At 57.3% G+C, this 12,292-nt stretch carries 9 protein-coding genes; all 9 read left to right on the top strand.

Annotation, left to right across the window (positions count from 1 at the left end; genetic code table 11):
• Window positions 1-6 precede the first annotated feature (6 nt).
• The 9 genes from PTZ19_RS08610 to PTZ19_RS08570 all read left to right on the top strand — a co-directional run bounded on the left by PTZ19_RS08610 (window position 7) and on the right by PTZ19_RS08570 (window position 12,276).
• Entirely contained in the window at window positions 7-1,170 is a 1,164-nt protein-coding gene (locus tag PTZ19_RS08610; protein WP_276353785.1) for a levoglucosan dehydrogenase, read from the top strand.
• Between the two features lie 88 nt (window positions 1,171-1,258).
• A complete protein-coding gene (locus PTZ19_RS08605; protein WP_276353784.1) occupies window positions 1,259-2,758 on the top strand; it encodes a sugar ABC transporter ATP-binding protein in 1,500 nt (499 codons plus the stop codon).
• Complete coding sequence (locus PTZ19_RS08600; protein ID WP_276353783.1) at window positions 2,739-3,716, top strand: ABC transporter permease; 978 nt, start codon at window positions 2,739-2,741, stop codon at window positions 3,714-3,716. Before PTZ19_RS08605 ends, PTZ19_RS08600 begins: the two co-directional genes overlap by 20 nt.
• Before the next feature lie 24 nt (window positions 3,717-3,740).
• Window positions 3,741-5,777, top strand: a complete 2,037-nt coding sequence (locus PTZ19_RS08595; protein WP_276353782.1) for a methyl-accepting chemotaxis protein — start codon at window positions 3,741-3,743, stop codon at window positions 5,775-5,777.
• Between the two features lie 12 nt (window positions 5,778-5,789).
• Complete coding sequence (locus PTZ19_RS08590) at window positions 5,790-6,944, top strand: Gfo/Idh/MocA family protein (protein WP_276353781.1); 1,155 nt, start codon at window positions 5,790-5,792, stop codon at window positions 6,942-6,944.
• A gap of 57 nt (window positions 6,945-7,001) precedes the next feature.
• Complete coding sequence (locus PTZ19_RS08585; protein WP_276353780.1) at window positions 7,002-8,567, top strand: response regulator; 1,566 nt, start codon at window positions 7,002-7,004, stop codon at window positions 8,565-8,567.
• Window positions 8,564-10,267: a cache domain-containing sensor histidine kinase gene (locus tag PTZ19_RS08580; RefSeq protein WP_276353779.1), complete on the top strand. Its 1,704-nt coding sequence runs from the start codon at window positions 8,564-8,566 to the stop codon at window positions 10,265-10,267. The genes PTZ19_RS08585 and PTZ19_RS08580 overlap by 4 nt, the downstream gene beginning before the upstream one ends.
• A 128-nt stretch (window positions 10,268-10,395) precedes the next feature.
• Complete coding sequence (locus tag PTZ19_RS08575; RefSeq protein ID WP_276353778.1) at window positions 10,396-11,223, top strand: sugar phosphate isomerase/epimerase family protein; 828 nt, start codon at window positions 10,396-10,398, stop codon at window positions 11,221-11,223.
• A 15-nt stretch (window positions 11,224-11,238) separates the two neighbouring features.
• A complete protein-coding gene (locus PTZ19_RS08570) occupies window positions 11,239-12,276 on the top strand; it encodes a zinc-dependent alcohol dehydrogenase family protein (protein ID WP_276353777.1) in 1,038 nt (345 codons plus the stop codon).
• Window positions 12,277-12,292 lie beyond the last annotated feature (16 nt).

Genomic DNA, 12,292 nt, shown 5'->3' with positions numbered 1-12,292 from the left:
CGTAACATGCGCAAATTGAACGTAGCGATGATCGGCGGAGGTTTCATGGGCAAGGCGCATTCGCTGGCCTATGCCGGAATGCCGATGTTTTTCTCGCCGGCTCCGGCGATTCCTTACCGCAAAACGGTCGTGGACATTAACGACGAGCTGGCGAAAGCCGCGGCGGACCGTTACGGCTTCGAGTCCTACTCGTCCGACTGGCGGAAAGTCGTGGAAGATCCGGGCGTGGACGTCATCGACATCGTCACGCCGAACAACTCCCATGCCGAGATCGCCATCGCGGCCGCGAAGGCAGGCAAACACATCATTTGCGAAAAGCCGCTGGCCCGGACCGGCGCGGAAGCCAAGCAAATGTGGGATGCCGTTCGGCAAGCCGGCGTGAAGCATATGGTCGCCTTCAACTATCGCCGTACGCCGGCCGTGGCCTTGGCGAAAAAGTACATTGAAGAAGGCGCCATCGGCAAGATCCTGAATTTCCGCGGCACTTATTTGCAGGACTGGTCCGCGGATCCCAGCTCGCCGCTATCATGGCGTTTCCGCAAGGACGTCGCGGGTTCAGGCGCTTTGGGAGACACGGGAACGCACGTGATCGATTTCGCGCGTTACCTGGTCGGCGAAATTTCCCAAGTCATGGGCGTGCTCAGCCACTACATCACGGAACGGCCGGTGCAATCCGGCTCCGTCGACAAATTGGGTACGGTGAAAGCGGGAGCGGACGTCCGGAAGGAACCGGTAGATACGGATGACGAGGTGACGACGTTGCTGCGCTTCGAGAACGGCGCGGTCGGCAGCATCGAGGCGACGCGCAACGCGTGGGGCCGCAATAACTATCTCACGTTCGAAATCCATGGCGAAAAGGGTTCGATTTGCTTCAACTACGAGCGGCGCGACGAGCTGCAGGTGTGCTTCTCGAACGATCCGGACGACCGCCGCGGTTTCCGCACGATTTACACCGGCCCCGCCCATCCGTACGGGGATGCGCTGTGGCCGATTCCGGCGCTCGGTATCGGATACACGGAGACGAAAATCATCGAAGCGCACGATTTCTTCTCCGCTATCGTGAACGATACGGAAGTATCGCCGAACTTCTACGACGGCTATCGAATCTCCGTCATCTCCGACGCGATCATCGAATCCGCCGAGACAGACAAGTGGGTCAAATGCCTGTAAGGTTCGCGTAACGACACGTTTTCACCAAAACATGCCGGCGCGGGGGCGACATCCGTCCCCGCCCGACATATCGTCTGGGGGTCGGAGTATGGCAGTGCCGGCTTTGCAAATGAGCGGCATCAGCAAATCGTTCAACGGCATCAAGGTTTTGCAAGACGTCGGTTTTGAACTGCTTCGGGGTGAAGTCCACGCTTTGATGGGCGGCAACGGAGCCGGAAAATCCACGCTCATGAAAATATTGACCGGCGTCTATGAAATGGACGCGGGACAGATCCGCATCGATGGAAACGAAGTGAAGATCCAAACGCCGGCGGATGCGGAAAAACACGGCATATCGATGATTTTCCAGGAATTCAGCCTCGTGCCTACCTTGACCGTCGCACAGAACATTTTTCTCGGGCGGGAACCGAAAACGAAAGCGGGTTTCATCGACGATAAGCAATGCACCGAGTTGACCAGGCGGCTGTTGGAAGATTTGGAGGTCGACATGAAGCCGAGCGACCTCGTGGCCGATCTGGGCGTTGGCTTCTGGCAGATGACCGAAATCGCCAAAGCATTGTCCAAGGAAACGAAAATATTGATCATGGATGAACCCACCTCGTCGTTGACCAAACGGGAGTCCGAAATCCTGTTTTCGCTCATCGAACGTCTGAAGAGCAGGGGCATCTCGATCATTTACATTTCTCACCGGATGGAAGAAATCTATCGCGTATGCGACAGGATCACCATCCTCGGAGACGGCCGCCACCTGGTGACGGACGACACCTCCCGCCTCGACATGGACAGCGTCATCGGCCACATCGCGGGGAAAAACCTGGATAAGTTCGAATGGAAGGAAAGACCGGTTTCCGGCAATGGAGAAGCGATCCTGCAGGTGTCGGGATTGAAAACGGACAACCGGCTTAACGGCGTTACTTTCGAACTCAAGCAAGGGGAAATCCTCGGATTCGCGGGCCTTATGGGCAGCGGGCGGACCGAAACGCTTCGCGCGCTGTTCGGCATTGACGCGTGGACGGACGGCGAAGTGCGCATCCACGGGAAGCCGGTACGGATGAAATCCCCGAAAGACGCGATCCGCTGCGGGCTCGCGCTCGTTCCGGAAGACCGCAGGGAACAAGGGCTGGTCTTGGAACATGAAGTGAAGGACAACATCATGCTTCCGTCCATCTCCAAAATAGCGGGGCCCCTTGGTTTCGTGAACGACCGCAAAGGGAACCGGAATTCCGAAGAATGGGTGCGCAAGCTCAGTATCAAAACCGATTCGATCCACAAAACCACCCGGCTGCTGTCGGGAGGAAACCAGCAAAAAATCGTTTTCGCCAAGTGGCTGGCCAATGCCCCGGAAATCATCATGCTCGACGAGCCGACGATCGGAATCGATATCCGGGCGAAGACCGAAATCATAGACATGATCCGCGATCTGGCGACCGAAGGCAAAAGCATCCTGGTCGTTTCTTCGGAACTCACCGAGCTGCTGGCGGTATGCGACCGCATTCTCGTGTTCCACGACGGCCGGGTCGTGAATCAATATAACCGGAAAGATATCCAGTCCGAGGAGGAGTTGCAGCATGCAATCCAATACTTCTGAGGCGAAGGCAACCGTCGCCTGGACCCGAAAATTCAACTGGCGGCAATATATCGTGTATATCGCGTTTATCGTGGTGTTCGCCTATTTCGCCATCACGCTGAACTCCGACGGGTTTCTCACTTCGAACAACATCATGAACATCGTTCGACAAACGGCGATCATTTCCATTATGGCCGTGGCGATGACCTTCGTCATCAGCGCGGCGGAGATCGATCTATCGGTCGGCTCCATCGCGGCCTTAGCTTCGCTTACCAGCGCGCTGGCGCTCGAACACGGCTACGGGATTATGGGCGCCATCGTGGCGGGTTTGGGTACGGGACTGGCGATCGGTACCGTTAACGGATGGCTTGTGACGAAGGTAAGCATCCCGTCATTCCTGGTTACGCTCGGCATGATGGGAATCGCGAAAGGGTTCGCCATGTGGATTACCGATACGGCCCCCGTCCCGATTCTCAACGAAAACTTTTCTTACATCTTCGGGTCCGGGGACATCGGGAAGATTCCGGTCCTTCTCATTTGGACGCTGGTGATCGCAGTCATCGGTCATGTCGTGCTGCGAAAAACGACGTTTGGCCGCAGAACGCTGGCTACGGGCGGCAACCAGAACGCCGCGCGTTTCTCCGGCGTCAACGTGGCCCGGACGAAGCTCATGGTGCTCGCCGCTTCCGGGTTGATCGCCGGCCTGGCCGGGATGCTGTATGCCGGACGGATGCACTCCGGACGCTTCACTTTCGGCGAAGGGGATGAACTGTCCGTCATCGCGGCCGTCATTCTAGGCGGCACAAGCCTGTTCGGCGGCGTCGGAACCGTCGTCGGTACGGTCATCGGATCGCTGATGATCGGCACGATCAACAACGGCTTGATCATCATGGGACTCGACGTCAGCCAGCAAATGATCATCAAAGGACTCATCATCATTTTGGCCGTCGCGTTCGGCCGGAAAGCCGTGAACAAGTAAATCCGGAGAAGGATGAGGATGCCCGTGGCGGCGAATAGACGGTTTGCGAAAGGATTTAGCCTGCACTCGATCGGGTTCAAACTGTTTTTGATCTTTTTCGTCGGCATTCTGGCATTCGTTTTGGCTGTCGGCCTCATTTCGTACGACTTGTCGAAGCGCACCATCGCCTCCGAGGTGTCTAATTCCTCTCTGCAAACGATCGTCCAGGCGAACGAAAAGCTGGAATACATGTTCGGCAACTACGAGAACCTGTCGAATCAGATCCGGAACAACACGGAATTCACGGACCAGATTTTCACGCTGCTGAATTTCGACCTGGAGCAGGTGCAGCGCGTCACGATGGACCGAAAAGTCCGCAGCTACCTGCAAAACCTGAAATTGTCACAGCCTTATGTGACGGGTATCTACGTACTCAACGACAAAGGATCGTTCGGGACGACGGATGTCAAGATTCCGAAGGATATCGCGACCCAAGAGTGGTATAAGAAAGCGATCGACCAGAACGGCAAATTCGTATGGCTGCCTCCGCGCGAGCAGGGTTATCTCGGAATCGCGCGCGCCGGCGAATCGTCGTTTGGAGTCGCGCAAATTCTGAAAAACTCCTTTGACGATCCCATCGGGGTTCTCCTTATGGAGTTCGACCCGGTATTACTCGGCAATACGCTCAAGAAAATCCGGCTGGATTCCGGGAACGTGTTGATGCGGGACGCCGACGGAACGAACGTGGCAAGCGCAAATGCTTCCTGGACGGACGCTCCGCCGTTTGCGATGGGAGGCAGGTCCGGCGAATTGTCGCTTCGCGACGGAAGCGCCGATTTGCTCGCGGTATACGCGAAATCCGAGCTCACCGGCTGGACTTTGATCGGTCTTGTGCCGAAAGCCTCGGTATACGCCCATGCGGACAGCATTTACCGTTTTACCCTGATCGCGGCCTTCTCGGCGGCTGTCCTTGCGCTCGTCATCGGGTACCTTCTCGCGAGAAGAATCGGCGGTCCCCTGCAGCGCATCCGGAATTTAATGAAAGAAGGCGCCAAAGGAAACTTGAAGGTTCGCGCCGGTTTCACCCGAAAGGACGAGATCGGGGAACTGAGCAACAGCTTTAACCAAATGATGAGCCAGATGACGCAGTTGATCCGGGATACGGACAAGCTTGCGGCCGCGGTGATGGGGACGGCCGGCCAAATCGTGCAGGTGTCGGTTAGCACGTCCCAAACGGCCAAAGAGATCGCCGCGGCGACCGAAGAAATCGCCGCAGGCGCCGTATCGCTTGCGGAAGAGGCCTCTTGCGGCAGCGAAGTCACGCTCGCGGCCAACGAGCAATTGAAATCGGTCATGGAGAGCATCACGGAGGTCGCGGATACCGCGAAGGAAGTCCGGGTGTTCAGTCAGGAGGGCATTCGCTGCTTGGGGGATTTGACGGCCAACACGAGCGAGGCGGAACGCAAGACCGGCGAAATGGCGCAGAAAGTGGAGCGCCTCAGGGATAGCACCAAGTCGATGGAAAAAATCTTCGATCTGATGGCGCAGGTGAATCAGCAGACGAAGATCCTCTCCCTGAACGCCGGTATCGAGGCCAGCCGCGTCGGAAACGCAGGCAAAGGCTTCCTGGTGCTCGCGCAGGAAATGCAAAGGCTTGCGGAACAATCCCGGCAGTCGATGGAAGTGGTGGCGGGCATCGTGGAGACGCTCCATGAGGAGATCCAGGCAACGTCCGCGTCCATTCTCGAATCGCAGCCGATTTTGCTCGCGCAAGCGGGTTACGTCCATCGGGTGAACCGGATTTTCGGCAACGTGCATGGCCATATGGAAGAAGTTCTGACGAAGGCGGAAGCCAGCACGGCACGTCTGAAGGATCTGGAGCAAGCCCAGGAAACGTTGAAGAGAGCGATCGAGAACGTCACAGCGGTCTCCGAGGAATCTTCGGCGATTACCCAGGAGGTCGCCTCCCAAAGCGCGGAACAATTGACGATCAGCGAAGGCCTGGCCCGGCTTTCCGCGGAATTAAAAGAAGCATGCGGCGCGCTGCAAACGTCGCTGACGAAATTCCAGTACGAAAGATGAGGGAATCCGCTCATGAATCCAGTCAAAACAGGCATCATTGGAACGGGTTTTTCGGGATCATTCCATGTGGAGGCGCTGCGGAGGGTGCCGGGCGTGCAAATCGTCGCCGTCTCCGGCAGCAGCCTGGAGAAGGCGAAGGCTTTCGCCGATCAATACGGCATCCCGAAGGCGTACGGATCTCCGGAGGAGCTGATCGCCGACCCGGAGGTGCAAGCCGTCCATAACTGCACGCCGAACGATATGCACTTCCGCGTGAACAAGCAAGTCCTTCAGGCGGGCAAACATCTGCTTTCCGAAAAACCGCTGACCAAAAACAGCCGGGAATCCTTGGAGCTGCTCGAGCTCTCCCGCCGAAGCGAAGCGGTGAACGGGGTTTGCTTCAACTACCGGCATTTCCCGATCGTGCAGCAGACGCGCGAGTATATTTCCCGCGGCGATTTCGGCAAGGCGAACCTCGTCTACGGCGGATACACCCAAGATTGGCTGCTGTACGACACGGATTACAGCTGGCGCCTGGACACCGGGAAGAACGGATTATCCCGGGCGATCGCGGACATCGGCTCCCATTGGTGCGATACCGTGCAGCATATTCTCGGGCAGCGGATCGTGGAGCTGTGCGCGGATTTGAAGACGGTGCATCCCGTCCGCCAAAAACCGAAAGGATCCGTTGCGACGTTCTCGGGAGCAGTTGAAGCGGAGACGGAGCCGGTGGACGTGAAGACGGAGGATTACGGCAGCGTGCTGGTGCATTTCGAGAACGGGACGCAGGGCGTGTTTACGGTGTCGCAAGTATCGGCAGGCCGCAAAAACCGCCTGTATTTCGAAATCGCGGCCGAAACGGCAGCGCTTGCCTGGGACCAGGAGGAGCCGAATAACCTGTGGATTGGACGCCGCGACGAGGCGAACCGCCAATTGGTGCGCGACCCGGGACTGCTCAGCCGGCAAGCCGCGGAACTGGCCCATTATCCGGGCGGGCACCAGGAAGGATGGCCGGACGGCATGAAAAACCTGCTGCTCGATTTCTACAAAGCCGTGCGCGCGAAGGAAGCCGGCGAGCCGGTATCGCCGTCGTTCGCCTCGATCGGGGACGGCCATTATACGATGAAGATCATCGACGCGATTCTCAAAAGCCATGCCGAAAGACGTTGGGTGAAAGTGGACGAATAAGTTATAAGTGGAGTCATCGGAACGGTCCGGTTTGGTTAGAGAAGGGAAGGGCATGAAATGAAACTCATCTTGATCGAGGACGAACCGGATTCTCTGGAAGGGATGCGAAGAGCGGTAGAGTCGATCCGGGATATGGATTTTGCGCTGTTTACCGCCAATCAAGCGGAAGAGGCGCTTCAAATCGTGGAGTCCGAGCGGCCGGACCTGATCGTCACGGACATCATGCTGCCGGGGAAGACGGGTTTGGATTTGGTGGAGGAGGCCGTTCATGGGGGTTATCAGCCGACGGTTATTGTAGTAAGCGGTTACAACGACTTCGAATACGCGAGAAGAAGCATCCGACTCGGGGCGGTCGATTATTTGCTGAAGCCCTACGAGACGGACGAGTTCGTCGAGAAAATCCGCAAATCGCTTTTCCGCATCGGAGAACGGAAAACGAGGGATCTGGAGCTCCGTCGGCAGCAATCTTTCGCCGAAATCGGAACGCGGTGGGTAAGGGACGAGCACCTGGTGGAACTTTGCCTGAAGCCGAGCCGGCTGGAAGAACATCTATACCACCGGTTGCGCCTGTGGGACCTGGAATGGTTGGCCGATCGGTCGTACACGGTTTTCGTGTTGGATACGAAAGGGTTTCCGGACGGCAAGCCGCCGGGACAATCGCATGCCCTGCAAACCTTCGCCATCGGAAATATCGTGAACGATTGCGCCCAGGCGTATCCGCCGTCGATTTTGTTCAAAGATCCGAAGCACCGCTGGGTGTTCATTACGGCCGTTGACGGCGTGAACGCCCATGCGATCGCGGACAGACTGGCGGCGTCCGTCGCGCAGTTCCACAAAGTCGATGTCGCCGTCGGCAAAAGCGCCGTCAAAACCAAGTTTCAGCAGCTTCACGAAGCCTATCAGGAAGCGCTGGCCGCGTTTCGGATTTCCTCCTTGATGTCCGATCCCGAAGCCTGCGCGGAGACCGGCGATCCCGGCCGGCTGCCCGAGGCCTGGTCCGCCGAGCATTTGTCCTCCTCGATCGTCCATGGAGATCAGGAGACGATCCGCCGAGGCGTGCGCGTCTTCCTTCTGGATACGCTGCGGAAAGAAGGGACCGAGAGTCGGGAGGACATGACGCGCGGCGTGCTGAATCTGATCTCGGAGGTTCACCTGGAAATCCGCAGGTCCGTCTCGAAAGAACTGGAGGAGATTCCGATCCGCGTTTGGGAGTCGCTGGACGCCTGCCGGACGCTCGAGGATTACGAAGACGTGCTCGGCGGGTATTTTTCCGGGCTCGTCAAAGAATGCCAAACGCCGAAGACGAACGCCATCGTGGAGCGGGCGGTCCGAATCATCGACGAAAGATTCGCCGAAGAGAATCTTTCCTTGGCGGTCCTCGCCGAAGCCTTGTGCATTCACCCCGTGTGGCTCAGCCAAACGTTCAAGAAAGAGACCGGCCGGACGTACCTGGATTATTTGACCGAGGTGAGAATCGATCGCGCCAAAACGCTGCTGAGGGAAACCAGCCTGAAAATTTACGAGATCGCCGAAAAAGTCGGGTACCGCGATCTGCAGTATTTCGGGCTCTTGTTCAAGAAGCGGACGGGACTAACCCCGAAGGAGTATCGATACGGGAAATGATCAGACGACTGTTCGAAAACAAAAACAGGCTGTTCAACAAAATGTTCGCGCTCGTGTCCCTGTCCGTCTTCATTCCCGTGGTGCTGCTCGGCATCCTGTCATACGAAAAATCGAAAAAGCAGCTGTCGACTGTCACCTCGCAGTTTCTCGAGGACAATCTTCAACTGAACGCGCGGCAAATCAACGCCTTCTTCCGCAGCGTGGAGATGGAATCCGAGAAGATGATCGCATCGCGGGACCTGCAGGTTCTGCTTGGCTCCAAGCCGCCGGCCAACCAGCAGGAAGAGTATGATTTCATCAATCGGATGATCGAGATTATATCGAGCCGCAAAGGTTTCAACGAACTGTACGTCTTCCCGAAGGACATCTCCAAATACCCACGTTACCGACAGTTAATCAAGTTAAACAAAATCGACCCGTCGCCGACGTTTTTCAGCCGCATCTTCGACCTGCAAAATCGCGGCATGTGGTACCACGTTTGGGATGAAGGGATGGATCAGCCCATTTTCATCTACGTTCGAGCCATTCGCTCCTCCTATTATTACGAGCCGCTGGGCGTGCTCGCCATTCAAATCCCCAACAACGCGGTTCGGGAAATGCTCTCGCCGCCGTCCTCATTCAAAAATTACATGTTTTACATGCTGGACGAACATCACAACGTCATTTCGCATCCGGCATCCGCCTCGTTTAACGAAAAACGGATTTCCGACCGCGTCTGGTCCAAAGCCGAGACGCCTCTGGGCATCGAGGGCTGGCGCCTCGTCGCGGCCGTGCCGCACAAGGATTTGACGGGGGCTATCGCGCAAATCCAGAGCTTTACGTTCTGGATCGTGTTCATCAGCCTGATTCTCATGACCATCCTCCTCGTCGTCATCGTGCGAAGCTTCACCCTTTCGATCAAGGATATCGTCAATCACATGAACCGCGTCAAGATGGGGATGCTCCAGCCGTTTCCGTTCCATCACGGCAAGAAGGACGAAGTCGGGCAGCTTGTGCGCGGTTACAATCAGATGATCTCGGGGATGAACGACCTGCTGGATACGACCCGGGACATGGAGGCGGACAAACGGCGGCTGGAGCTGCAAACGTTGAACCATCAAATCAATCCCCATTTTTTCTACAACACGCTCGACGCGATTAAATGGAAATCGGAGAAAGCGGGCGTCGGCGACATCGCGGCGATGGTCATGAAGCTGGCCAACCTGCTGCGGTTCAGCCTGAACAACGGGAACGAGCGGACGACAGTGGAAAGGGAAATCGAGCATGCGAGGCTGTATTTGGACATCGAACAGATCCGCAGCCAAAGGTCGTTTCAGGTTTATTTTCAGGTGGAGCCGGAAATCGTGAAGCTTCAGGTGATCAAGCTGATCCTGCAGCCCTTGGTCGAGAATGCGGTCAAGCATGGGGTCAATCGATTGCCGGAAGGCAAAGGCAAAATATTGGTGACGGCCAAGCGTCGGGATAACGACCTGCTCTTCATCATCGAAGACAACGGTCCGGGGCTTCAGCAGCCGTTATCTTTAGAAGAAACATCGGGGACTAACGATCAGCCGCGCGGCATCGGTCTCATCAACGTGCACAAACGCCTGCGTCTGCACTTCGGCGTACCTTACGGCGTGGTGATCGATACGGAGAATGCGGCCGGCTTCCGCGTCTCGGTGCGGCACCCGGTAGCGGACGCCGACGCCGATCGAGAATGAACCCTGCCGATGGGCAGGGTTCTTTTTGATGTTCGCTAAAAATACGGGGGGAAACATTAAATTTCACCTGTTAAACCGAAAACGCTTCCCCGGTATCATGAAGTCATTCCGATGAGGGAGGTCATACAGTGGCGAAAATCAAATACGCCTACAACACTTTGGTCTACGCGGGCGAAGAGATCGAGCAGGGAATCGAGCGGCTGGCCAGATTCGGTTACGACGGCGTCGAGTTCGTCGGGGAACCGGACAAGATGGATGCCGGCAGAATCCGGGAGTCGCTCGGCCGGCATCAAATTTCCGCTTCCTCCATTTGCGCGATTTACACTCCGGACCGCGACTTGGTGTCGAGCCGTCCGGAGATTCGTCAAAACGCCGTGCGGTATTTGAAGAGCTGCGTGGATTTCGCCAAGACGCTCGGCGCCCAGGGCATTTCGGTGACGCCTACGGCGAATATGAAAATCCATGCGGAAGCGGATGCGGCGACCGAATGGAAGTGGGCCGTCGAAAGCTTGCGGGAAGCCGGCAGCTACGCCGGGGAACACGGGATCCGGCTGGCCGTCGAAGCCTGGAACCGGTACGAGAACTATCTCATCAACCGACTGGAACAGTCGTTGGCGCTCGTCACGGACGTCGGTCTGCCCAATGTCGGATGCATGGGCGACACGTACCATATGAACATCGAAGAGACGGATATGGCGCAGGCATTCCGCTCGGTAGGCGACAAGCTGTTCTACGTGCATTTCGCCGACAGCAACCGCGCGGCGCCGGGCCGCGGCCATATCGACTTCCGGCCGATCGCCCAAGCGCTAACCGACATCGGGTACGAAGGCTACATTTCGATGGAGCTGCTGCCGCCGTTCGCCGATCCGTTCGGAGGCGTGCGGATGGAAGAATTCTATGATCGGTACTCCCAAGAATCCATCGAGTATTTGCGCAAGCTGTTCCAATCCATCTAAGGGAGGCGCATGAAGATGAACACGATGCTCGCCGCCGTCCTGCACAAGCCCGGGGACATGAGGCTCGAACAGGTTCCGGTTCCCGAAATCGGGGAGTCGGAGGTGTTGATCGCGGTCAAACGGGTCGGGATTTGCGGGACGGATCCGCATATTTTCAGAGGGACGTTTCCGGTGCCCTATCCGCTCGTCCAGGGGCACGAATTTTCCGGAGAGGTGGTCGCGGCAGGGTCCGCGGTCACGACGGTCCAAGTCGGAGAGCGCGTGACGGCCGACATCAACATGAGCTGCGGCAAATGTTTCTACTGCCGGATGGGACAGAAGCTGTTCTGCGAGAACATCAAACAGATCGGCGTGCACACCGACGGAGCCTTCGCCCAGTATGTGAAAGCGCCTGAGTTAAACATTTACAAGCTGCCGGACGGCATGACGTGGGAAGAGGCGGCCTACATCGAACCTCTGGCCTGCGCCATCCGGGGGCAGGATCGCGCGAACATCACGATGGGCAGCACGGTCGCCATCATCGGCGCCGGACCAATGGGCCTCGTGCACGCGTTGCTCGCCAAGATGAACGGCGCCGCCCGCGTCATCATCAGCGAAATGAACGCGACCCGGATCGCGAAAGCGAAATCGCTGGGCATCGATCATGTGCTGAACGCCGCCGAGCTCGATCCGGTGCAGGCCGTTCGAGATTTAACGGAAGGCAGGGGCGCAGATTTCGTCATCGAAGCAGTCGGCTCGATCCCGACATACCAGCAGGCGTTCCAAATGGTCCGCAGAGGCGGGACGCTCGTCACTTACGGTGCGGCGCCGGCCGCGGCGACGATGGAGATCAAGCCGTTCGAGATTTACAGCAAAGAGCTGACGATCGTCGGTTCCTACGCCGGGACATACGACACCTGGGTGAAGGCCATCGCGCTCATCGGCAGCAAACGTTTCAAGCCCGGAGACATCATCACGAAGACGATCCCTTTGCCTCAAGTGGTCGAGGGGCTTCAAGAAGCGATAACCAGCAAGGACACGATCAAAATCGTCGTCGATTCCACGCAGATCTAATTATCCGTTGGGGGGA

The sequence above is a fragment of the Cohnella caldifontis genome (genome assembly GCF_029360585.1).
In the GTDB taxonomy this organism is placed as follows: Bacteria; Bacillota; Bacilli; order Paenibacillales; family Paenibacillaceae; genus Cohnella; species Cohnella caldifontis.
Note: the sequence above shows the minus strand (reverse complement) of the source record. Positions and strands in the feature narration are given on the sequence as shown.